A 23,235-nucleotide genomic window follows, 5' to 3' on the forward strand; every position below is an offset into this window, starting at 1 on the left:
GAGTCATCCATCCTAGTATCCAAAAGTCATAATTAAGTGATCATAAGTCATACATACATGCAGTTAAAAAGTAGGACTTTTAAATTTCAATCATTACATTCTGAATCTGAAAGTAATAAATGAACCCGAGTAACACTGAGGTTCATTTATTAGATATAATACTCTCATCAATTGCTTTCATAATGGCTGCTGAACGGTTTTTTACGTCTAATTTAGAATAAATACTTGAAATGTAGTTTTTTACTGTCCCTAAAGATAAAAACATTCTTTCTGCGATAACTTTATTTTGCAATCCTAAGGCTAAGTATTGCAACACTTTTAGTTCTTGTTGATTTAAATCGTACGTATTTTGATTTATTTGATCTTGTTTTTCTGATTCGTCTCTTTCATCACTAATATTTTGATAAACTTTTCTGGCAAGCTCTTGTGGGACAAGTGAGCCACCATGGTAAACGAGTTCAATCCCTTTAATCAAAAACTGCGGGTCGACGGCTTTTAAGATATAACCCTCTGCTCCTGCATTCATTGCATTGATCACATACGTAATATCCTGAAAGGTCGTTAGAATGATAACCTTAATATTCGGCCATCTATCTTTAATTATTTTTGTGGCATTAACACCATTCATGACAGGCATCTGAATATCCATTAAAACAAGATCTGGGGCTTTCGTTTCACAAAGGCGGATGCCTTCTTCCCCATTTTCTGCCAGACCGGTGACTTTGATGTCGGACATACTCTCTAACACAATCTTTAAGCTTTTCCGAATTAACTCTTGATCTTCAACAATACCTACAGAAATCATATCGTTATTTTCTTCTCCTTTATAATAGGTATTGTACATATCACTTTTGTACCTTTCCCCTGACTGGATTGAATGACTAAGTTTCCATGCAGGGAGGCTAATCTGTCCTTCATTGAGGATAACCCAAAACCTAATGAAATCTGATTTGATCCAATGCCATCATCTGATATTTCAAGTAAGAGTTGATCAGGGTTAAAAGTGAGTTTAATAGCAATATTTTGCGCCTGTCCATGACGTTTAGCATTTGTTAATGATTCCTGCAAACAACGGATAAGTGTTATTTTAATTCGGTTTCCTAAATCAAATTCCATTCCTTCTATATGTAAATCGGTATGAGTCCCAGTGTGTTTTATAAAATCATAGACTAAGTGTTTGATTGAATCGGTTAACGATAGGTTCTCTTGGTGAGGGGCTAATTGGTGTATGGTATGTCTAACATCATCTAAACCCTTTCTCGCCATATTAGAAATTTCCTTAATGTACGTTTCCGCTTCATTTTTATTCGATTTGATAAGAAATGGGAGGGCATCTAGGCTTGTAATGACTGACGTAAAGATATGACCAACTGTATCATGAAGATCTTGGGAAACACGATGTCTTTCTTCATTAATGGTCAGTTCTTCAATACGCTCCGAGTATTGCTCTAAAGTCTTATTTTTTTCTTGAATAGAGGCAATCAATTCTTTCATTTTGTAATTAATTCTGGCTACCCTACCGATTGAATAACCTAAGATATAAAAAATCGTTAAATTCACCAATTGCTCAACTAAACTGTAATTAAATATATGAATAAACCATGTACCTACCATAAACATAAAAACAATCAATGACGGTCCAACCCAAACTAAGGGTTTCAATTGACAAACGAAACCAATTGTTAGAATTGGAAGGTATAAAAAGTAATAAACGCCAATTGTGTGAAATTGATACATTAAATAGATAAATAAGCTGCCCGTTAATAGAAACTCTGCTGTTAGATAATAAGAGATCTTGATGCAGCCTGGGCGATAGTAAATATACGGAACGAGCAATAAAAGAACGAACCATATAAATAATAATATCCTATCCGAGGCATCTGAAAAAAGAGGAATAATTCCGCTAGCGCCATTGTAACAAACCCAAAGAAAACGAATATAAAAGAAAACACTATCTAACCAAGTCCATTTTCTATCTAACGTTTGACTCACCATTAGGCACCCCTTCACATTCATCTCACCTCATATTATCCTTTGCAAATTAAGTAGGTCAATATATATTTTAAAAAGGCGTAATTTTTCGTCTAATTTAACCTTTTATTAAAGAAAAGCTTGTTCTTCGTGATTATTCCGTTATAGTGTGTGTTCAAATAGGTGACAAATGAAAAGGGTTACTGGCTAAGTACGCTGGCATCCTGCCAGAACGAGAGTAACTAGCCCGTCCTGGGCGTCGGAAGGCTAAGAGCGGCACCGTTTTGAGGACCGGCATTCCACATGATGTGGTAGCTTCAGGCGCCAGCCACAGGACGTGAGCGATTTAGCCAACGACCCTCTTGTTTTTACTACATGAGGACCAGAAAAACAAGCGGGCGTCGAGATTCGCAGCTTATCATTTGGTGACTTTTTTAACATCCTCTTATAGTGACCTTTATTTAGCTAAAGGTCACTTTTATATATGACTTCTCCTCATTATATTTAGATATGCACCGTCTTGAACGATCCTTAATAACTCTCTATAAGTGCGTGTTCAAAAAGGTGATAAATTAGAAGCAAGAAGATCAAGGCGGCGCTGTTTTGAGGACCGGAATGTAGGTTTTTACTACATGAGGACCGGAAAAACGAGCCAACGCCGAGATTCGTAGCTTATCATTTGTTGACTTTTTGAACAACCTCTATAAACAGCACTGCCTTCAAACAGTACCTACAAAGGAGGAACCATTGATTTTGAAGCAACTGACCATTTTATGTTTTTTAACTCTTTTTCCATTGCTATCCGGTTGCTCAGATAGTGGCTATCTAGCCTCCAAAGCCGAAGACCTTGGAAATTCGATTGATTACTTAATGGGCTCCATGCACTCTCTTGAGAAACAAGAGTCATTATCTTCTTCCGACCAAAGGAAAATAGTTAAGGATATCGATCAGGTTCATCGCTCAATATCGTCTTTCAAGGATGTGAATGCACCTTGGATACTCAAAAAAACGAAAAAATACGCTAATGAGAAACTTACTACAAAAGATAAAAAGTTAGTGAAAATTAGAGAAAAAGCAGAAAGAGGTGAAGCAACAATTAAAGATGTTCGGAAAGTGATTGATGAAATGGAAGATGATTTTGATTTAAAGCTTTTTAATAAAAAATAAACCTGTAAGGAATGATGATATGAATCAACCTGTGATAAAGCTGGAGCATGTCTCCAAAACGATTGGCAAGAAAACAATCATAGATGATCTATCCTTTGATATATATGGTGGTGAGGTTTTTGGCTTTCTTGGACCAAATGGTGCTGGTAAAACCACAACGATCCGTATGATCGTCGGTTTGATGAAATTAAGTAAAGGAAATATCACCATCCACGGTCATAGCATTAAGACACAATATAAAGATGCCATTAAACATGTAGGCGCAATTGTTGAAAATCCTGAGATGTATAAATATTTATCTGGATATCAAAACCTCATCCATTATGGACGTATGATCAGTGGCATTACAAAAGAAAGAATAATGGAAATTGTCGAAGTTGTAGGTCTTGCTGAACGAATTCATGACAAGGTCAAACGTTATTCACTTGGCATGCGTCAACGGCTTGGACTTGCGCAAGGCCTCCTTCACAAGCCGTCTGTCCTTATTTTGGATGAACCAACAAATGGTCTCGATCCTGCTGGTATTCGTGAAATACGTCATTATATACGGAAACTTGCTCAGGAAGAAGGCATCGCTGTTATCGTTTCGAGTCATCTTCTTTCTGAAATGGAATTGATGTGTGACCGTATTGGTATTATTCAACAAGGAAAATTAGTTGGGGTCGAAACGGTTCGGGATTTTGTTCAATCAGATGAAACGATGCAGGTTCAGTTTACCGTAGATCAGCCATCAAAGGCCTCACAGATTATCATGGAGACCCTTTCTCTAAGACACATTAAACATAACGAAACAATCATTGAATTAAAGATTAAGAGAGATGATATTCCTTTAGTCTGTGAATCATTAGTTCATGCTGGAATTAAACTTTATGCCATTACATCAGTAGCTAAAACATTAGAAGATAAGTTTCTTGAAGTGACAGGGGGATCCGGTATTGCTTAAATTTTTTAATCTTATCCAAAATGAAAATATGAAAATATATCGCAAAGGCTCAACAAAAGTCATGATTTTAATCTTACTCACGCTTGTCGTCACAGTCGGGCTCATTTTTAAATTTGGTACTAAAGACAAACCAATCACATCGGAGTGGAAACAAGAACTGATCGCTGAAAACCAACAATACCAAAAACAAGTCGAGCAATCGAATAGTGGTCCCGAGAAAAAGTACTATCAAAAAGAAATCGCGAAAAATGAGTATCGAATCGACCATAACGTGAAACCTGTTAGCGGTAAAAACATTTGGAATTTTACAAATGAAATGACAGGAATGACTCAGCTTATCATCATCTTTACGATCATTGTTGTTTCGACGAGTATTTCAAGTGAATTTACGTGGGGAACGATTAAACTATTGCTCATTCGACCTGTTTCAAGAACAACGATCCTACTAGCTAAATATGTTTCTTCTCTCATCTATTCGATTTTCATGATTTTACTATTATTTGCTTTCTCTTGGTTCATTGGTGGCATTCTATTTGGTTTTGGAGGTGCAGACATTCTAAACCTTCAATATGTCAATGGGCATGTTCAGGAAATAAATTGGGTTCTTTATGAGTTTAAACAGTATGGATTACTCTGTGTTCAATTAATCGTCATGGTCACATTGGCAGCTAGTATCGCTTCCATTTTCCGAAACAGTTCTCTTGCCATTGGTTTATCCATTTTTCTAACGATGGCTGGTTCTATTATCATTCAATTTTTAAGTCAGTTTGAATGGGTCAAATATGTTCTGTTCGTCAATATGGACTTAAATCAATATATTGACGGGATTCCATTCCGCGAAGACATGACCATGGGTTTTTCTCTATCAGTACTTGCTGTCTATTATTTGATTTTTGCTATTTTCGGTTGGCTATTCTTTACAAAAAGAGATGTAGCCTCTTAATCGAGTTATAGATTAATAGAAAACTATTAAACAACTTTTATAGTTGAAGGGAGTAACTAATCAGTGGGATCCTGGATTAAATTTTCACTAAAGAATGCAGCAGTTATTATCATTGCAATGATTTTTATTACGGTAGGCGGCTTATATTCTATAAAAGCCATGAAAATGGAAGCTATGCCAAATATTGATGTTCCTTATTTGGTCGTATCTATCCCATATGAAGGCGCAACACCTGAACAAGCCTTAGAAGACATTGGCAAACCTCTTGAACAATCACTTTCTAATATTAATAAACTTAAAAATTTATACATTGAATCTCATAGTAATGTGGCCGTGGCAATCCTTGAATTTGATATGGATAAAAAAATGGAGGATGCGGAGAAAGACGTCACTACGTCTATTGCTTCAACAAACCTTCCAGATGGAGCAGGAAAGCCTCAAATACAAAAACAAGGCCCAGCTGCTATGCCAGTCTTTACTTTTTCTGTATCTGCTAAAGACGTCAGTTCATCCGATTTAACCCAGTTTGTGAACGAAGAACTCAAACCTACAATGGCACAAGTCGATGGTGTTGGTTCAATCGACATCTATGGCGATACTGACAAACAAATTAATATCACCCTTGATTCAAAAAAAATGAAACAAAAAGGAATCACCTATGATGCGGTTAAGCAAACCATTCAAGCAAATAACTTCTCGTTTCCTGCTGGTCAAGTCGATATAAATCGTAAAACATTAAATGTTCAATCAGATTATAAACTACAATCATTAGAAGACGTAAAAGCTATTGAACTCCTCGGTCAAGGGCCATCTGGTGTTCAAAAAGCTAAACTCTCTGATATTGCGAAAGTAATGTATGGTAGTAAAAAAGAGACGGTCTATACACGTTTAAACCAAAAACCCGCTATCCTTGTCGGACTTAAAGCACAAACGGGTGCCAATACGGTTGATATTGTCTCCGGAGCTAAGAAAAAGCTATCCGACCTCGATCTGCCTAAAGGCTACGAGATCACGCCGTTATCCGATAATGCAAAAGACATTAAACACTCTGTATACAGCATGCTTCGCGAAGTGCTACTTGGAACTCTCTTTGCTGTTATCGTGACTTTTGTCTTCTTACGTAACATTCGAGCAACCATTGTGGCCGTCTTATCGATTCCGCTTTCGATACTTGCTGCCATGATAACAATGAAGTTTCTAGATTACAGCTTAAACATGATGACTCTTGCAGGTATTGCGGTTGCTGTCGGAAGGGTCATTGATGATTCAATTGTTGTGATTGAAAATATTTATCGCCGAACATCAACAAGTATTCAGCGAAGTGAACAAATGGTCTTAACTGCAGCTAAAGAAGTTGGCGGTGCAGTTACGTCGTCTACCTTAACGACCATTGCTGTATTTGGACCTTTGTCCTTTGTTCCAGGTGTTATTGGTAAATTTTTTGCACCATTCGGTATCACTGTCATTGTCGCACTTGCTTTCTCATTAATAGTTTCAATGACGATTGTGCCTCTTTTAGCCAAATTCTTCTTATTAAAGATCAAACATAAAGAGCAAAAAGAATCTTCTCTACACAAGTTCTACAAAGGAACTTTAAACGTAGCCTTGCGCCATAAAGCGATAACGATTATTTTTAGTATCATTGTTCTCGTCGGATCTTTTGCTCTAGTTCCAGCTATACCGAAAAACTTTATGCCGGCTGATAAGGCAACTTCGTATAAGTTAACAGCCGATCTTCCCATCGGATCGTCTCTATCAGAAACAAATAAGTTAGCTGAACATTTGGAAACGATCATTCAAAATGAAAAGCATGTGAAATATATACAAACCTATGTAAAAGGTGAAGCGATTAATCTCACCATTGACTTAAACAAAAGCATTACAGTCAATCAAAGTAAGTCTTTTGAAAAGCAAGTTCGAAATCAATTAAAATCCATTGATAAAGATACTCGTGTTTCTTTCACGCCAGTAGATATCACAGGTGGAGACAATAGCTTTGCATTAATCGTAGATGGCAGCAATAAAGAGTCACTAGCCGAAGCCGGAGATAAAATTGTCAAGGAGCTAAAAGGGATTAACGGTCTTTCTAATATCAAAACCAATCTATCAGGTGTAGAACCTCAATTGAAATTGGACATTGATGGTGAAAAAGCTGCAGACAAAGGATTGAACCCAATCGCGATTGCATCCTTTATTAGAAGTGTCGTTGCTGGAGAAAATGTGACTAACGCTCAAATGAATGGAAAAACAACGTCCGTTCAACTCGAACTCAGCCATGACCCTATTCATTCAATCAAAAATCTTTCAGATCTTTCGATGACAAATAGTATGGGACAACAAATAAAAATTTCAGATGTGGCGACCTTTAATGAAAAACCAGGTCCGTCAGGTTTGTATCGACTCAATCAACAAGAGTATGTTGAAGTGTCTGGTCGATTTACAACAGACAATGTATCCGGCGTTCAAGCCGAAATTGACAAACACATGAAGTCGATCAAACTTCCGGCGGGTGTCAAAACACATTCCGAAGGATCCGCTCAAATGATGAATGAAGGAACAAATAATATGATGATTGCCATGGGCATCGCTGTTGTTCTCGTTTTCATTGTCATGTTAATCACGTTTGGTAATTTACTCGCACCCGTTGCGATTCTCACATCCTTGCCATTTATCTTTACTGGCGGCTTACTTGGACTCTTTTTGACAAAAAAAGCACTTGGAATGCCTGCTCTCGTTGGTTTTCTCATGTTGATTGGTATCGTTGTCACGAACGCCATTGTTCTTATGGACCGAGCTATTCAAAACGAGAAGAAAGGAATGCAATTAACGAGCGCTTTACTGGAAGCTGGTGTTACACGACTTCGTCCAATATTGATGACTGCTTTAGCAACGATTGGCGCCCTCTTACCTCTTGCTTTATCAACAGAAGGTGGATTGATATCAAATGCTCTAGCGATTGTCGTTATCTCTGGTCTACTCACATCAACGCTTTTAACACTCGTCATTGTTCCTACGGTGTATCACATTTTGAAATCAACAAAACAACGCTTATCAAGAAGAAATAAAAAGAATGACCAAAAAGAAGTGAGTGCCTAAACTAAAAACCGAGGATGATTCCTCGGTTTTTTATTAATATTGATCAATACAATTTTGGCCTTTCGTATAATGAAAGGCCTAAGCTTATGTATGTACCTTTATTTACTTAGTATAAATTTTGTCATTTTAGCTACAAGCTTTCTTGGTAAAAAGCTTGATGCCAAAGCCCCCACCTTGTTAAGCCCACCTGTTATGACCACTGTTTTCCCGCTCATTAAGGCATTGTAGCCTTTTTTAGCAACCCAGCTAGCATCTACAGGACGACTAAATAGTTTTGAACCTTCAATATTAGCCGCTTGTCCAAAATTTGTTTTTGTAGGGCCAGGGCAAAGAACCGTTACTGTTACAGAACGATCGGAAAGCTCTTCAGCTAGAGCCTCTGAAAACGAGAGAACATAGGCTTTTGTCGCAAAATAGATCGCCATTAAAGGCCCTGGTTGAAATGCAGCGGTACTGGCCACATTCAGAATCTTACCTTTATTTTCGATTAATGATGGCAAAAAGTAGTGTGTTAATTCAGTTAGTGCTCTTATATTTAACTGAATCATTTGGCTTTGTTTTTGGATATCTAATTCAATAAATTCTCCGAACAGCCCAAAACCAGCATTATTAATAAGGATATCAATCCGAATGGATGCCTTCTCAACTATTTCGTATACCTCTTTTGCTGCACCGATTTGACTTAAATCCTTCGAGATAATCGTCACATTTATGTCTTGGTAAGATTGTTTGATATCTTCTAGTTTTTTTTGATTTCTGGCTACAAGCACTAGATTATAACCCTTACTTGAAAATAGTTTAACAAACTCATAACCTATCCCGCTTGTTGCTCCTGTAATAAGGACTGTATTATTCATCATAACCTCATTCATTTTGACGTTTTTATTATCTTTTTAACTGCATCAACGACCTTTTCTGGAGCTTCAAAGGAGACAAAGTGCCCTATACCTGATGCCTTTTAAGAGACCTCTATTTGGTCCTTCTCTTTATAGCGAACACCATCATACCTTTTTAACGGTCTTTCCTCAATAAAATCCATGATCATTTCGTTGAAGATATCTTTTCTCATCGTACTCAATGGATCGAACGCATCTTTGAACAGAGCGAGTGTACTATTTGGAATATTTTCAAATAAGATTTCAGAGCCTTTTCTTTCGTCTACCCCAACAACCTTTCTATCTCCTCCCATAACTAGAGTAGGAGCAGAAATATGCTTTAATTCAGAAGTATGATTAGGGAAATGATGAGCCTTAGCCATGATAAGCGTCTTCTTATCAATACTAAACGAGTCATCTAAAATTTTTTTAGTGTATTCATCATTCTTATAGACTTTCATCATTAAGTTGAGTAACGTTTTATAAGACAATCTTTTAAAAATAAATATGGACAATTTTAGAACCCACCCAGAAACAAGTGTTGGTATTTCACTATATCCATTCGATAAAATCAAATGCTTGATATAATGGCTATACTTAATGGCAAATAATTGAGCTGTTACTGATCCTTGAGATAAACCGACGATATTAATTTTCTTAATTCCTAATTCATCAAGAAAATATTTTACATCTTCAGCCATTAGATAAGGATCAAACACATCATTTGGAAATACTCTAGACGTACCGCCATGACCTCTCAAATCCATCATGATCATTTTATGTTTTTTAGGAAAATACTCCATTTGAGGAGCCCACATCTTCCAACTACCTCCTAATCCATGTAGGAATAAAATAGGCTCCCCTTCTCCTCTTACTTCATAATGTATATTAATTCCATTAGTAAATACATCTGGCATCATCTTACCCTCCTTTTAGCAAAATCAAGAATCATCTTTCATCAATTGCTACATCCACGAAGGCATCACCATGTTTTTCTGGAATCAAACTCCGGAATATGGGACTTAATATTAAGGACCCTTTCCATTATTGGTTAAAATAATTTATAAAATTCAGACATATTAGTTATTCTATTTTTGATTGATAAATCCCTCTTTTTTATTGGAAAGTTTTATGAACCAACTGAGAACACTCGCGACTTCAGTCGTAAGAGGTTCAATCGTAAACTATAATAAAAGAGCAGTCTCTTTAAAACAGCTCCAATCACCCTGCATAGGTTATTTAATAATCAGAACGGGACATTTCACTCGTTTAGCCACTTTATGACTGACACTTCCTAACACCATTTCCTGCAATGAATTTAAACCACGACTACCAACAATGACAAGATCAAATTGTCGACTATTAGCATAGGTTACAATCGTTGGTCCTGGCTCACCATGCTCTATCTTTATGTCATATGAAACATGAGCCTTTTTAAAGGCACTTTCTACTTCCTTCAATCTTTTTTCTCTTTCTTCTTTCAGATCGGGATTCAAAACTTCGGATTTTACTTTCGAAAGATCTATAACGTGAATGATTTTTACACTCGCATTCGAATTTAGAGATGCCATTTGAATGGCATGTTTTGCTGCTCTTTTCGCATTCTCTGAACCATCTACAGCAAGCAAGATTTTCTCATACACTTAAATCTCTCCCTCACTTTTATTCACCTTTCTATATCTATCCAATATCATTATATCGCATCTATTTCATTTTTTCGTAAAAATAAACTGAAATTTTCATAATGTGCCTAATTTTATAATTAAACGTCATGATAAGGGGTTTTTCGCATAGGTTAGTATATAAGGAGGTTTTTTATTGCTACTATCTGTTATTACTTCAATAATTTGTCTAGATTATTCATAATTAATGACCATGTCGTTGGTCATATTTGACAAATTGTCGGAAATGACAGACAATTAAATCAAAAGGAGGAGAAATGATATCAGAAATAATAAAAAAATAAATACGACAAAGCAGGTAGATGCCGACTCGGACACGGATAGGCGACTTGGGCATAAAGGTTACTTACGTATGATTACGTTAGTCTCGACTTTCGGAGGGCTTCTCTTCGGTTACGACACTGGCGTCATTAACGGAGCATTACCTTATATGGCTCAAGCCGATCAGCTTAATCTCAACTCTTTTACTGAAGGACTTGTTGCAAGTTCGCTCCTATTTGGTGCTGCTTTCGGAGCTGTTTTTAGTGGCAGGTTAGCCGATAAAAAAGGGCGACGAAAGGTCATCTTATACCTTGCCATCTTGTTTCTAGTCACAACTCTTGGCTGTACTTTTGCGCCAAATGTTCCTGTGATGGTTGGTTTTAGATTTCTACTCGGGTTAGCTGTTGGCGGTGCCTCAGTTACCGTTCCAACATTTTTAGCTGAAATCTCGCCAATGGAACGTAGGGGCCAAATAGTTTCACAGAATGAGTTAATGATTGTAACGGGACAGCTTTTGGCCTATATATTCAACGCGATCATTGGTAATACACTCGATGGTAATAACCACGTCTGGCGTTACATGTTGGTCATCGCCACCTTGCCAGCTATTTTCTTGTGGATAGGCATGTATATCGTTCCAGAAAGCCCACGTTGGTATGCCTCTAAAGGTAAGATGGGCGCAGCACTACGTGTACTTCGAAAAGTGCGCCAGGAAAAAAGTGCTAAAGCAGAGATCATTAAAATTAAGGAATCCATTAATGAAGAATCTAAAATAGTGAAGGTGACATTAAGGGATCTAAATGAACCATGGATACGACGTATTCTTTTTCTAGGAATTGGTATCGCCATTGTACAGCAAATTACTGGTGTAAACTCCATTATGTATTATGGAACAAAAATCCTTCGGGATGCTGGTTTTACTACAAAAGTTGCTCTTATTGGTAATATTGCCAATGGTGTTATTTCAGTTGTTGCCGTTCTTATTGGCATTCTACTGTTAGGTAAAGTTGGTCGTCGTCCAATGTTATTAGTTGGTTTCATTGGAACAACGTTATCTCACTTACTGATTGGTATTTTTTCTCTCACTTTGGATGGAACCACCATTTTACCATATGTTGTTCTTTCACTTACTGTTCTATTCCTTGGTTTCCAGCAAGGAGCGATTGCTCCAGTCACATGGCTCATGCTATCCGAAATCTTCCCTCAAAAACTTAGAGGTCTTGGAATGGGAGTATGTGTTTTCTGTCTATGGACAACGAACTTTCTCATTGGTTTGGTTTTCCCGATACTACTCGATAAGATTGGATTATCCACAACGTTCTTCGTTTTCTTTGTGTTAAGTTTAGGGGCTTTTGTATTTGTAAAAAAATATTTACCAGAAACCCATGGACGCACATTAGAACAAGTGGAGAATTATTTCCGTCGTGCACATAAAAATCGAATTGTCCGGAAAGCCAAGGTCAACGAAAGCAGTTAACAATATCGCTGATATGATTTATGAATAATACTATCTAAAGGAGCTGTAAATCAGCTCCTTTTTTCTGTCTCATTCTTTTAGCCTCGCATCGTCCTTCGATCAAATCTACTCTCCATTAACCTTATCTCATTCTTGTCTTTGTATCTATAAGTGCGTGTTCAAAAAGGTGGCAAATTAGAAGCAAGAAGATCAAGGCGGCGCTGTTTTGAGGACCGGAATGTAGGTTTTTGCTACATGAGGACCGGAAAAACAAGCCAACGCCGAGATTCGTAGCTTATCATTTGGTGACTTTTTGAACAACCTCTATAAGTATTAAAGTAAGATTCATAAATTTGGCGAGCTAATACCTATGCTTTTCAACACTAATTTTTATTTTAAAAAATCTAAAAGTTAGACAAATTGTAAAATTAACTAATTGACTGGCAGGTTATTTACCACTATAATGTTAGTAAATCTGACATAGAACTTTGAGGTGTCGAAAATGATCTTGCATAAAGACTTAGATACTCATTATCAAAGACCTGTTATTAGTCATTTGGCATTATTAGAACATATTAAAATGTCGAAGAAACAGGAAATAGAAGATATTAAAAACAAAATCAGTCAATATCAAAATAAGAAAAAGGCTGAAGAAGCTTTTTATAATACCTTATCGCCCATTAGGAAATTTTTCGCTGGCCGACCACCATGCCATCATCTTGCCGTAGAGCATATCGTCCATGTGAAAGAACGGAGCAAACAAATTGATGCTTTGAACCAACAAATTTTAGAGTTAGATCGTGCGATTAAACTTCTTAGCAACGGGGCATCTTTAAACCATATTGAATTTTCTAGCAAAATAGATGAAGAAATAAGATTATATACTAAATCGGAGGATTAACATCAATGGCCATAAACACACTTAGTTCCGGTTTGAATACGATTTGGGTTGTATTAACCGCTGCCATGATTATTCTTATGGAAGGCGGTTTTGCACTTTTAGAAGCTGGGTTTGTTCGACATAAGAACAATGTTAATATCATCATGAAAGTGTTTGTTGATATTACGATTGGTACTCTATGCTTTTATGTGATAGGTTTTGGTTTTATGTATGGTCATAACTTTCTTGGAATCATAGGTACCAATGGGTTTATGATGCTTGGAAATCTGACACATTTAGATCTACCCATCTCTTTAGACACGTTCTGGCTTTTCCAGGCTGCATTTGTTATTGCAGTGATTTCAATCGTTTCTGGTGCAGTAGCGGAACGTATTAACTTTCGAGCTTATATTCTTTTTGCGATTCTTATGACGGCTTTAATTTATCCAATTGCTGGACACTGGGTATGGGGCGGTGGTTGGCTCGGTCAATTGGGTATGATGGATTTTGCCGGTTCTGCCGTTATTCATGCCCTAGGCGGGTTTTCTGCTTTAGCTGCAGCTATATTTATTGGCCCAAGAAAAGGAAAATTTACACCTCAAGGGACAAGTTCAATCGCCTTACCTAGCAATCTACCACTAGCTTCAGTTGGAGCGTTTCTTCTATGGTTCGGATGGTTTGGATTTAATGCAGGGAGTACGTTAAGTGCCACTGATGCTCGAATTGGTCACATCGCTATTGTCACAATGCTCTCGGCAGCATCAGGCGGAGCAACAACATTACTTTATACTCTATTTCGATATAATCGATCTGACGCTGGTGCAGTCATCAATGGCTCGTTGGCAGGATTAGTGGGGATAACAGCAGGCTGTGCCTTCGTGAGTGATCCATTCGCCATCCTTATAGGGGCTATCTCAGGCCTACTGATGATATTCGCTACAAATTTATTAGAATCAAATCAAATTGACGATCCTGTCGGTGCTTTCCCAGTTCATGCTGCATCAGGGGTTTGGGGAACGATAGCCGTTGGGTTATTCTCATCAGATGGTGGTCTTTTAACTGATGGGCATTGGCACCTATTAGGAGTACAACTTTTGGGCTTAATCGTGTTATGTACATGGGGATTTGTTGTAACTTGGTTAGGCTTATCAGTTATTAAATGTTGGATACCTGTTCGATCAACTGAAGAAGAAGAAGAAATAGGATTAGATGTGAGCTACCACGGGGCCATAGCGGCATATCATGAGCGTGAATTTATTGAATACGAAGAAAATGATTATCCTATCAGAAAGGATAATCATTAAAGGAAAAATATGTTCTTTGTCTAATTAAATTTTTTCGACAAATTTCGGGTGATGACACTAGATCGCGCCTAATTCTAAGCAAAGTCATCGTCGAGATTTTCAATCGATGCCCATTTTTCTTCTGTTTTACTGGATTCCGATTCATCGATCAATTCTTCTTCGTCTTTTGTCGGTGATGGTGCAGGTGGTGATGTAACGTTTTCCGGAGCTTCCATTGAACGATTTTCTGCAGAAAGATCAAAGTTAATCTTTCTTGGCATTACTTCTGATACATCAATGTTTCCTGTATGTCTATACAGTTGTCGTGTTGCATATAAGAAAAAGCTTGATAGGTCTGATTGTTTATTGATCCAATCGATAAATTCGGGTGTAATATCGCGGCTTAAATAGATATTTATACGATCGCCTTGTTTGTATTCTTTATTTCGATTTCGTGCCATTTGGAGTAACACCTAAAGCTCTTTCTTTTTGTTGATCATAGCGTGGTGAACAAGTATAAACGAGTAAGCCGCGTGCATTTACAAAGATTGGGTTAGAAAGGAATGTAACGTTTGTCATACGTCCTTTTTGCTTCAAAATTGTTATTAAATAGCTTTTCAAAACAACAGCACCCCCACCATAAATGAACACATACGGATCATCTTTCAAATCATCAATTTTGTTAATGATGACGCTGCTAATTTGGTTTGCTAGTTGGAGAAGAGCTGTTTTCGATGCTTCAATTAAGTCATTATGACGTGGATGTTCAGGATTAAAGTAGATTTCATTAAATTCAACCATGCTATCAATAGATTTACGAGGATTTCCACGATTCCAACGCTTAACAATGTCAAGGATCGTTTGTTTCACACCGTAATTCAATCCTTCAGAAAGCTTCGGATTGAATTTCACCCCTTCTGTGACCACGATTTCGGTTGTTCCTGAGCCAATGTCAAAGTGAAGCAATGTTTTGTCACTAAAATCAACTTTCATTAATTTTTCCCCGACTTCAACTTTTCTTTCAGAAAGTTTTCCGGTTTCATCAAATACAACACCCCATGCAGCAGCTGCACCTTCGGGAAGGCATTTACAAAAGTCTATCTTGATTGTCACTTTTACATTGCGGCCAGATGGATGATGAAATGTAACTTCATGGGTTCCCATATATCGGTTTGCATTTGCTTGTGCAGATTCTTTTGTTATGGTGCTGACTGGCAATGCGACTGATAAATCATATGTCACTTCAATTTTGTCCTTATCATATTCGGATTTCATTGCATGTATGGCCAATCCAGCAAGTGTCACGATGGCTGGGATTTCATCCTTTGATTTATCCGATTTTTTTTCGAGTTCTGTTGCTTGGAGATTGTCAGTTAATACTTTTTCCCCTATGACGTAGCGAAAATTATTAAATCTTAAAGTTTTGGAATTTATTGTCATATCAATATTGTTAATTAATTCATCTGCTGGAATGTCTTCCAGATCCATCAATTCAGTTGTTTCCCCTAAGTATAAAGAGTACACCGTTGGAATTGTAATTGGTTTAGCGCCTTTTACCCAAAGTTTTAACCCATTATTTCCTGCATCTGCTCCCGCTTTTAAAATATTTGTCATTATTGAATCACTCCTTAATAGAATTTATTGTTTTCCTTTGCTTGTCTTTATTATACATCCTTTTTCAATACATTGGAAATATATTTTATGTAAATTGTGCGCACATTAGGTGCAGAAATGTTTTTGTGTTGAAATTGTATTTCTTTATGTGCTCAATGTATATAAATTGTGCGCATATTAGGCGTATAAATGTTTTTGTGTTGAAATTGTGTTTCTTTTATGCGTTCTATGTGTGTAGGTTGTGCGTACATTAAAATATCAAAATATCGGGTGGTAATAGGCACCTAATTAGTTCGTTTGCTGTAAGAGGATGATTCTATAATTTCCTTTCAAAATAGAACGTTCATCAGATATCGTATGCAGGGGCAAATTGGTTTGAATATCACTAAATTTACGATTAATATCCGTACCTAAAAATGATGTTACTCTATTTACAAACTTTCTACTGAGTTTGGGAGATGAATCTTCATTTAAAAATTTATCAAAGACAAGAATGACACCGTCTTTCTTTACGACTCGAATAGATTCAGCTAATGCCTGTTTTGGATTTTCAACAACACTTAAAATCAAATTCAATACCACAATATCAAACGAATGGTCATTAAACTCTAGCTGTTCAGCATTCATTTGTTTAAGAAAAACAGTATGGTTACGTCCTTTTTGTTTTGCCTTTGCCAACATATTTAGAGAGAGATCTATACCCGTAATTGCAATATTTTCAGGTAATAAGGGGATATCAAGCCCCGTTCCAACACCAACTAATAATACTTTTTGACCCTCTTGATATTCAATCTTTGAAAAAGCCTTTTTTCTTGCACGATGAAACCAACGATTGCGCATGATCTTATCATATATCACGGATAAAAGTTTATACTTAATCTGATTTGTCGCATTTTTCATCTGTTTCTCCCGTTATTTGAAAACCAAACATATAATGAAATAAGACATCATATGTTTGGTTTATGATGTTATATATTTTTAGTTTGCAAGACTCGCATAGCATTGAGAACCGCTAATAAGGTGACACCGACATCGGAAAAAACAGCTTCCCACATTGTCGCAATACCAAAGGCACCGAGCAAGAGGAAAATAACTTTTACACCTAAAGCAAATAATATGTTTTGCCATACAATGCCACGTGTACGTTTGGCAATCTTAATGGCTGTCGCAATTTTTGATGGTTCATCTGTCATGATCACAACGTCAGCTGCCTCTATGGCGGCATCCGAACCTAATCCTCCCATGGCTATACCAACATCAGCCCTAGCTAATACAGGGGTATCGTTAATCCCATCACCAACAAAAATGAGCTTTTCTTTTGATATCTTTCGTTCATCTAATTTTTCTATTTCTTCAACTTTCTGATGAGGTAATAATTCGGCGTGTATCTCATCCAAGCCAAGCTCATGGCCAACAGCCTTCCCCACTGTTTTTGAATCTCCTGTTAACATCACCGTTTTCTTGATACCTAAAGATTTTAATTGTTGCACTGCTTTTGCAGCATCTTCTTTGACTTCATCTGAAATAACAATATAACCCCCATATTGCCCGTCAATGGCAACATGGACAAGGGTACCCACGACATCTTTTTGTTCAAATGAAATGTCTTCTTTTTTCATCAGTTTGGCATTACCAGCCAAAATCGTTTTTCCATCCACTTTGACTTCGATTCCATGTCCTGAAATTTCATTGTAATCTTGAATACGGTTATTATTGATCTCTTTTTTATACGCCTTACGTATCGAAAGGGCAATCGGATGATTAGAATGAACTTCTGCAAATGCCGCATATTCTAAAAGCTCATCCTTTGTTAAGCCATTAGAAGGATTGATACTTGTGACCTCAAAAATCCCTTTTGTTAATGTCCCTGTTTTATCAAAAACAACATATTTCACATCATTTAGGGCTTCGAGGTAATTACTCCCTTTCACGAGAATACCTCTTTTAGACGCACCACCAACCCCACCAAAAAAGCCAAGAGGGATTGAAACCACTAAGGCACATGGACAAGAGATGACGAGGAATACCAATGCCCGATAAATCCATTCAGAGAATGTTGCCCCTTGTAGAATAAGTGGTGGAATAAAAGCAAGTATAGCAGCTGTAATGACCACAACGGGTGTATAATAACGAGCAAATTTCGTAATAAAATTTTCTGTCGGTGCTTTTCTACTGCTTGCGTTTTGTACGAGATCTAAAATTTTAGCAACAGTGGATTCACTGTATGATTTCGTCACTTCAATGGTTAAGAGCCCATTTTTATTAATGAATCCACTAAGAACATCGCTTCCAACCTCTATTTCTCTTGGGACGGATTCCCCAGTTAAAGCTGATGTATCAACCATTGAGCTTCCTTCAATGACTTTTCCATCTAAAGGTACTTTTTCCCCAGGCTTAATGATAATCACGTCACCAACATTTACATCTTCTGGTGAGACTTTCTTCGTTTCTTGACCAACTTTGAGGTGAGCGTAGTCAGGACGTATATCCATAAGGGCACTAATCGATTTCCGTGATCGGTTTACTGCAACACCTTGGAAGAGTTCACCGACTTGATAAAACAGCATAACAGCGACACCTTCAGGAAACTGTCCGACAGCAAAAGCACCTATCGTAGCGATCGCCATTAAAAAGTTCTCATCGAAAACTTGTCCTCTAGTCATATTTCTTATCGCTCGATAGACAATGTCACCACCGACAATTAAATAGGCAATAAGAAAGAGGCTAAGCTCCGGAATGAATGGAAGATTTGAAAAAACTGCCACCGCAGTTAAAACACCGCCAACACCTAAACGTATTAGTAATCTTTTTATCTTGTTGTTTCTATGATCATGATTGTTGTGTTCATTATCTTGTACTTTATGATGCGTTTCTAAAGTCACATTGACCTCAGGTTCAATACGTTTAACGATTTTTTTGACATCTGCCACTAGGTCGTCTATTTTCACCGTTCCTGTGGGTTCAATAATCAGTTTTTTAGATACAAAGTCTACAGTCGAAGATTTTATACCTGATAACAAACTTACTTCTTTTTCTATTTTGGCTGCACAATTAGCACAATCCAATCCATTTATAGATAGGTGAGTCATCCCTGACTTCGTACCAATTTGTTTTTCTTTAACTTCGATATGGGGTTCTAATGTCTTCACGAGTTTCTTGGCTTCTGTTACGATTCCATCTTCACGACCTTGTTCTGTTTCCATGGTTAATGTCTTTGTCATGAAGTTAACCGAACAAGTTGATACCCCGTTTAGTTCACTAACGCCTTTTTCAATCTTGGCTGCACAATTGGCACAATCCAGCCCATCCAATAAAAGTTCTTTTTTTACTTTCGTTTCTATAGCATCCATGTCATCACCTCCATGTCATTCATTATTCTTGAACATGATCGAAGGCTTGCACAAAGATCTGCATAACATGTCGATCCGCAAGTGAATAATAGACGACCTTACCTTCCTTTCTGTTCTTAACCAATTTCGCTTGTTTAAGTAAACGTAATTGATGAGAGATGGCTGATTGTGTCATACCAAGTAGATAAGCCAGGTCACAGACACACATTTCTGATTGATAGAGAGCATGGAGGAGCCTAATTCTTGTGCGGTCTCCAAACATTTTAAATAACTCAGCCATATTATCTAGATTAGTTTCATCTGACATGTGCTCACTTACTTTTTGAATGATGTCTTTATGGATAACCGTTTGACTGCACGTTTCCTCACAAGTATTAGGCACGATATTTTCTTTTATCATATAAGTACACCTCTTTAATATATTATATGAGCAAGTATTCAAATGTTAAGTGTAATACTATTATATACCGGTTATTATAAGATGTGAATATTTATAACTATTCATTTTTGGTTCCACATTCTTGATAAAATTTCATGTGTCCTGAATTAAGAAGAAAGAAAATTCACTAGTAAAAAAAGTCTAAACCCCTTGTTCTATTGGACAAAGGGCTTTAGTTCAAAGATAAGAAACTATCACTTTTCGAGTTAGATAGTTGTCAGGATCTACAAGGGATTTTCATCCTCCTTCTGATACTTAATGTTACAGTGTAATGTTTAGTCGACAAAGTACCGAAGCTAAAAACAAATGATTAATATGCTATACTTAAACCTAAGTAATTTTAAAAAAATTTAGGAGGTGGCCTCCTTTCCCTATTATCGGGAAAAGGAAACTAATTGGATCTGACAAAAATATTAATTATCTTTATTTTAATAGCATTAACAGCTTTTTTTGTGGCAGCCGAGTTTGCCATCGTTAAGGTTAGACGTTCAAAAATAGAACAACTCGTAGCAGAAGGAAACAAACGTGCTTTGGCTGCACAAAAAGTAATCACTCATCTTGATGAATATTTATCGGCATGTCAATTAGGAATTACAGTTACAGCCATGGGATTAGGTTGGTTAGGAGAACCTACAATAGAAAGATTATTACATCCCTTATTTAACCTTCTAAACTTCAATGGTTCTGTTTCTTCTATATTATCCTTTGGAGTTGCTTTTTTTATCATGACATATCTGCATGTTGTTGTCGGAGAATTAGCCCCCAAAACATTAGCCATTCAACAAGCTGAGAAAGTTACGTTGCTTTTTTCAACTCCTCTTATTTGGTTTTACAAAATCATGTTTCCGTTCATACGTTTATTAAATGGATCTTCTCGCATGTTAACCAAATTTTTTGGATTAAAACAAGCTTCTGAACATGAAAAAGCACACTCAGAAGAAGAATTACGTCTCCTTCTTTCTGAAAGTTATGAACGTGGAGAAATTAATCAAGCTGAGTTTAAATATGTAAATAATATATTTGAATTTGATGATCGTGTGGCAAAAGAAATTATGGTGCCAAGAACTGAGATCGTCACCGTTTCAGATGATGATACAATCGAAGATCTTCTTAAAATTGTGAAGTCAGAACAATATACACGCTACCCCGTTACTTCCAATAATAATAAAGATGAAATTATAGGTTTAATTAACGTCAAAGAAGTATTAACAGATTTTGCTTACGAGCAACGTTTGATAAATAGAGCAATTAATTCTTACCTAAAACCAGTTATTCAAGTCATTGAAACCATGCCAATTCACGATTTATTAATAAAAATGCAAAAACAACGTATTCAAATGGCCATTTTAATGGATGAATATGGCGGAACATCTGGGCTTGTAACGGTTGAAGATATATTAGAAGAAATTGTTGGAGAAATTCAAGATGAGTTCGATGCCAATGAAGTAACAATGATACAAAAAATAAATAGTGAACATTATTTATTAGACTCAAAAGTGCTTATTGATGAGGTTAATGAACTATTAGGTACGAACATTGATAGCTCAGATATGGATACGATTGGTGGGTGGATATTAACGGAAAATTATGATATTCAAGTTGGCGAAAGTATTCAAATAGATGCATTCAATTTTAAAATTATTGCCAGGGAAGAACACCATATCAAACGTATTGAAGTGTCCAAAGTTCATGAACATGCTGAATCCAAAATAAACAAATAAATAGTGATGGTAAAAAGTCTCAAAATATATTTTTGAGACTTTTCCCCTTTACGACCATACTAATAGCACTTTTTTGTGTAAACCAAGTTGCAAACTCCAAGGAGAAATAATAATACTCTATCCAACCATCGAGCATAAATAAAATAGCAATCCATGTTGTCAACATGCCATATTTATTTGTTTCTTCCATTCTTTTGCCCCTATGCTCTTTCCAACGAGAGTTGTCGTATTGTAACTCCTGTTCAGTGTCATCAAATAACCTTTTATTCATATAACCAATGCAAGATTCTTGATGTATCCTAAATTATTTAATTATCTAGCTTACAAGGAAATCTAACTTTAATATTCATCTGAGTTTTCTGCCAATTGTTTTTCTCTCCAGATAACTGTAATACTAAGGCCAATGACCATAATGACAGCAGCGAAAAGATACGGATAGTGGATGTTTACGTCAAATAGTATTCCGCCCATTGCTGGCCCAACGATATTACCTAAGCTCGTGTAGGTTGAGTTCATTCCAGCAACAAACCCTTGCTCTTTCCCGGCAACTTTCGATAAAAATGTTGTCAATGCTGGACGAAGCAAGTCAAAAGCGAGGAAGATGAAACAAGTTACCGCCAGTATTGCCAAAAAGCTAGAGACCACGGTGGACACCACTGCCAATATTGCACCTGTAATTAAACATATTTGGATCAGTTTCTTTTCACCGAGTATATCTACCATTCTTCCAAACATAAATATTTGCACAACAACGCCGAAGATTGAACTTATTGTAATAATGGCGGCAATATCCTGCGACGTGTAGCCGAATTTATGATCAGAAAATAAGCTAAAAATAGTTTCATAGGCTGATAAACCGAAAGCGAGTACAAATACAATGATAAATGCAATAAAGTAAAGCGGGTTAAGTGACCTCTTTAAATCGCTTACAAAGTTTGGCTTTGTATGAGCAGAGATTTCGGTAAGCAGTTCCTTTGTTAGCGGCTCTTTTAATATAAATAGTGATGAAATGCATGCTAAAAAGGCAATAAATGCCGCAAAGAAGAAGGGCATGCGTACACTGTATTCTGCAATAAAACCGCCGATGCCAGGTCCTATAATAAAGCCCGTGCTAATGGCGGCAGAAATATAGCCCATCGCTTTTGACCGTTCCTGAACTGATGTAATATCTGCAACATATGCCGTAACGCCTGGCATAATAAAGGCAGCGCTAAAACCCCCTAGAACCCTTGATATATAAAGCACCGATACATTCGTTCCTAAACCAAAGATGAGTTCAGAAACACCAAAAAGGAATAAGCCGGTTATTATGGTTTTCTTTCTGCCGTAACGGTCAACCCAACGTCCTGCGAGTGGTGACATAAGTAGTTGTGCCACTGCAAATACGGCAACAAGGTAGCCCATCGTTTTTCCTGATAAATGCATGATATTCATAAAAGACGGCATAACGGGCATGATAAGACCAATTCCTAGAAATGCAATGAATAGATTGCTTAGAAGAATAATAAAGACCATCTTTTGGTCTTTGATGTTTTTCTTCATATATCAACACCT

The 23,235-nt window shown here is 36.8% G+C and carries 20 protein-coding genes; 8 read left to right on the top strand and 12 right to left on the bottom strand.

The window, feature by feature from the left end; translation table 11 throughout:
• Window positions 1–142: 142 nt before the first annotated feature.
• Window positions 143–805, bottom strand: coding sequence for a response regulator transcription factor (locus tag FG390_RS04710; RefSeq protein ID WP_141189874.1), 663 nt, complete (start codon window positions 803–805; stop codon window positions 143–145).
• Window positions 802–1,995 carry a sensor histidine kinase gene (locus FG390_RS04715; RefSeq protein WP_181406375.1) on the bottom strand — a complete coding sequence of 398 codons (1,194 nt, stop codon included), beginning with the start codon at window positions 1,993–1,995 and terminating at the stop codon, window positions 802–804. Before FG390_RS04715 ends, FG390_RS04710 begins: the two co-directional genes overlap by 4 nt.
• Before the next feature lie 723 nt (window positions 1,996–2,718).
• On the opposite strand from FG390_RS04715, the gene FG390_RS04720 reads away from it, so the two are divergent.
• From FG390_RS04720 to FG390_RS04735, 4 genes are all read left to right on the top strand, one after another.
• Window positions 2,719–3,138 carry a hypothetical protein gene (locus FG390_RS04720; protein WP_141189876.1) on the top strand — a complete coding sequence of 140 codons (420 nt, stop codon included), beginning with the start codon at window positions 2,719–2,721 and terminating at the stop codon, window positions 3,136–3,138.
• Window positions 3,139–3,157: 19 nt separating this feature from the next.
• Window positions 3,158–4,081 (top strand): ABC transporter ATP-binding protein, encoded by a 924-nt coding sequence (locus tag FG390_RS04725; protein WP_141189877.1) that lies wholly within the window; start codon window positions 3,158–3,160, stop codon window positions 4,079–4,081.
• On the top strand, window positions 4,074–5,024 hold the full coding sequence (locus FG390_RS04730) for an ABC transporter permease (protein ID WP_141189878.1): 951 nt from the start codon (window positions 4,074–4,076) through the stop codon (window positions 5,022–5,024). Before FG390_RS04725 ends, FG390_RS04730 begins: the two co-directional genes overlap by 8 nt.
• A gap of 63 nt (window positions 5,025–5,087) precedes the next feature.
• A complete protein-coding gene (locus FG390_RS04735) occupies window positions 5,088–8,120 on the top strand; it encodes an efflux RND transporter permease subunit (protein ID WP_141189879.1) in 3,033 nt (1,010 codons plus the stop codon).
• A gap of 98 nt (window positions 8,121–8,218) precedes the next feature.
• On the opposite strand, the gene FG390_RS04740 is transcribed toward FG390_RS04735, so the two are convergent.
• The 3 genes from FG390_RS04740 to FG390_RS04750 all read right to left on the bottom strand — a co-directional run bounded on the left by FG390_RS04740 (window position 8,219) and on the right by FG390_RS04750 (window position 10,638).
• Window positions 8,219–8,980 (bottom strand): SDR family NAD(P)-dependent oxidoreductase, encoded by a 762-nt coding sequence (locus FG390_RS04740; protein ID WP_309147173.1) that lies wholly within the window; start codon window positions 8,978–8,980, stop codon window positions 8,219–8,221.
• A 98-nt stretch (window positions 8,981–9,078) separates the two neighbouring features.
• The gene (locus FG390_RS04745) at window positions 9,079–9,915 is read right to left on the bottom strand and encodes an alpha/beta fold hydrolase (RefSeq protein WP_258311556.1); all 837 of its coding nucleotides are present in this window, start codon (window positions 9,913–9,915) and stop codon (window positions 9,079–9,081) included.
• A 315-nt stretch (window positions 9,916–10,230) separates the two neighbouring features.
• Window positions 10,231–10,638, bottom strand: coding sequence for a universal stress protein (locus FG390_RS04750; RefSeq protein WP_141189881.1), 408 nt, complete (start codon window positions 10,636–10,638; stop codon window positions 10,231–10,233).
• Between the two features lie 319 nt (window positions 10,639–10,957).
• Between FG390_RS04750 and FG390_RS04755 the strand changes: the two genes are divergently transcribed.
• The 3 genes from FG390_RS04755 to FG390_RS04765 all read left to right on the top strand — a co-directional run bounded on the left by FG390_RS04755 (window position 10,958) and on the right by FG390_RS04765 (window position 14,578).
• Window positions 10,958–12,415, top strand: a complete 1,458-nt coding sequence (locus FG390_RS04755) for a sugar porter family MFS transporter (RefSeq protein ID WP_258311565.1) — start codon at window positions 10,958–10,960, stop codon at window positions 12,413–12,415.
• A 481-nt stretch (window positions 12,416–12,896) separates the two neighbouring features.
• Window positions 12,897–13,295: a hypothetical protein gene (locus FG390_RS04760; RefSeq protein WP_141189883.1), complete on the top strand. Its 399-nt coding sequence runs from the start codon at window positions 12,897–12,899 to the stop codon at window positions 13,293–13,295.
• Between the two features lie 5 nt (window positions 13,296–13,300).
• Window positions 13,301–14,578: an ammonium transporter gene (locus FG390_RS04765; protein WP_141189884.1), complete on the top strand. Its 1,278-nt coding sequence runs from the start codon at window positions 13,301–13,303 to the stop codon at window positions 14,576–14,578.
• A gap of 74 nt (window positions 14,579–14,652) precedes the next feature.
• Here the strand turns inward: FG390_RS04765 and FG390_RS04770 are convergent, their stop codons facing one another.
• The 5 genes from FG390_RS04770 to FG390_RS04790 all read right to left on the bottom strand — a co-directional run bounded on the left by FG390_RS04770 (window position 14,653) and on the right by FG390_RS04790 (window position 19,921).
• On the bottom strand, window positions 14,653–15,018 hold the full coding sequence (locus FG390_RS04770) for a hypothetical protein (RefSeq protein ID WP_141189885.1): 366 nt from the start codon (window positions 15,016–15,018) through the stop codon (window positions 14,653–14,655).
• On the bottom strand, window positions 14,999–16,171 hold the full coding sequence (locus tag FG390_RS04775; RefSeq protein WP_141189886.1) for a ParM/StbA family protein: 1,173 nt from the start codon (window positions 16,169–16,171) through the stop codon (window positions 14,999–15,001). Before FG390_RS04775 ends, FG390_RS04770 begins: the two co-directional genes overlap by 20 nt.
• A gap of 288 nt (window positions 16,172–16,459) precedes the next feature.
• Window positions 16,460–17,071 carry a class I SAM-dependent methyltransferase gene (locus FG390_RS04780; RefSeq protein ID WP_141189887.1) on the bottom strand — a complete coding sequence of 204 codons (612 nt, stop codon included), beginning with the start codon at window positions 17,069–17,071 and terminating at the stop codon, window positions 16,460–16,462.
• Between the two features lie 68 nt (window positions 17,072–17,139).
• Entirely contained in the window at window positions 17,140–19,521 is a 2,382-nt protein-coding gene (locus FG390_RS04785) for a heavy metal translocating P-type ATPase (RefSeq protein WP_141189888.1), read from the bottom strand.
• Between the two features lie 22 nt (window positions 19,522–19,543).
• Window positions 19,544–19,921, bottom strand: coding sequence for an ArsR/SmtB family transcription factor (locus FG390_RS04790; protein WP_141189889.1), 378 nt, complete (start codon window positions 19,919–19,921; stop codon window positions 19,544–19,546).
• 434 nt (window positions 19,922–20,355) lie between these two features.
• Between FG390_RS04790 and FG390_RS04795 the strand changes: the two genes are divergently transcribed.
• Window positions 20,356–21,681 carry a hemolysin family protein gene (locus tag FG390_RS04795; protein WP_141189890.1) on the top strand — a complete coding sequence of 442 codons (1,326 nt, stop codon included), beginning with the start codon at window positions 20,356–20,358 and terminating at the stop codon, window positions 21,679–21,681.
• 19 nt (window positions 21,682–21,700) lie between these two features.
• On the opposite strand, the gene FG390_RS15720 is transcribed toward FG390_RS04795, so the two are convergent.
• Both FG390_RS15720 and FG390_RS04800 read right to left on the bottom strand, forming a co-directional pair.
• The gene (locus FG390_RS15720) at window positions 21,701–21,871 is read right to left on the bottom strand and encodes a hypothetical protein (protein WP_181406376.1); all 171 of its coding nucleotides are present in this window, start codon (window positions 21,869–21,871) and stop codon (window positions 21,701–21,703) included.
• Window positions 21,872–22,020: 149 nt separating this feature from the next.
• The gene (locus tag FG390_RS04800) at window positions 22,021–23,223 is read right to left on the bottom strand and encodes an MFS transporter (RefSeq protein ID WP_141189891.1); all 1,203 of its coding nucleotides are present in this window, start codon (window positions 23,221–23,223) and stop codon (window positions 22,021–22,023) included.
• Window positions 23,224–23,235 lie beyond the last annotated feature (12 nt).

Origin of the sequence: Terrilactibacillus laevilacticus (assembly GCF_006517395.1) — a bacterium.
GTDB classification, from domain to species: domain Bacteria; phylum Bacillota; class Bacilli; order Bacillales; family Sporolactobacillaceae; genus Terrilactibacillus; species Terrilactibacillus laevilacticus.

Bases quoted from the DNA above. Each gene is read 5' to 3' on its own strand.
- FG390_RS04710 (WP_141189874.1), bottom strand. From the start codon at position 805: ATGATTTCTGTAGGTATTGTTGAAGATCAAGAGTTAATTCGGAAAAGC.
- FG390_RS04715 (WP_181406375.1), bottom strand. From the start codon at position 1,995: ATGGTGAGTCAAACGTTAGATAGAAAATGGACTTGGTTAGATAGTGTT.
- FG390_RS04725 (WP_141189877.1), top strand. From the start codon at position 3,158: ATGAATCAACCTGTGATAAAGCTGGAGCATGTCTCCAAAACGATTGGC.
- FG390_RS04740 (WP_309147173.1), bottom strand. From the start codon at position 8,980: ATGATGAATAATACAGTCCTTATTACAGGAGCAACAAGCGGGATAGGT.
- FG390_RS04745 (WP_258311556.1), bottom strand. From the start codon at position 9,915: ATGATGCCAGATGTATTTACTAATGGAATTAATATACATTATGAAGTA.
- FG390_RS04760 (WP_141189883.1), top strand. From the start codon at position 12,897: ATGATCTTGCATAAAGACTTAGATACTCATTATCAAAGACCTGTTATT.
- FG390_RS04765 (WP_141189884.1), top strand. From the start codon at position 13,301: ATGGCCATAAACACACTTAGTTCCGGTTTGAATACGATTTGGGTTGTA.
- FG390_RS04770 (WP_141189885.1), bottom strand. From the start codon at position 15,018: ATGGCACGAAATCGAAATAAAGAATACAAACAAGGCGATCGTATAAAT.
- FG390_RS04775 (WP_141189886.1), bottom strand. From the start codon at position 16,171: ATGACAAATATTTTAAAAGCGGGAGCAGATGCAGGAAATAATGGGTTA.
- FG390_RS04780 (WP_141189887.1), bottom strand. From the start codon at position 17,071: ATGAAAAATGCGACAAATCAGATTAAGTATAAACTTTTATCCGTGATA.
- FG390_RS04785 (WP_141189888.1), bottom strand. From the start codon at position 19,521: ATGGATGCTATAGAAACGAAAGTAAAAAAAGAACTTTTATTGGATGGG.
- FG390_RS04790 (WP_141189889.1), bottom strand. From the start codon at position 19,921: ATGATAAAAGAAAATATCGTGCCTAATACTTGTGAGGAAACGTGCAGT.
- FG390_RS15720 (WP_181406376.1), bottom strand. From the start codon at position 21,871: ATGGAAGAAACAAATAAATATGGCATGTTGACAACATGGATTGCTATT.
- FG390_RS04800 (WP_141189891.1), bottom strand. From the start codon at position 23,223: ATGAAGAAAAACATCAAAGACCAAAAGATGGTCTTTATTATTCTTCTA.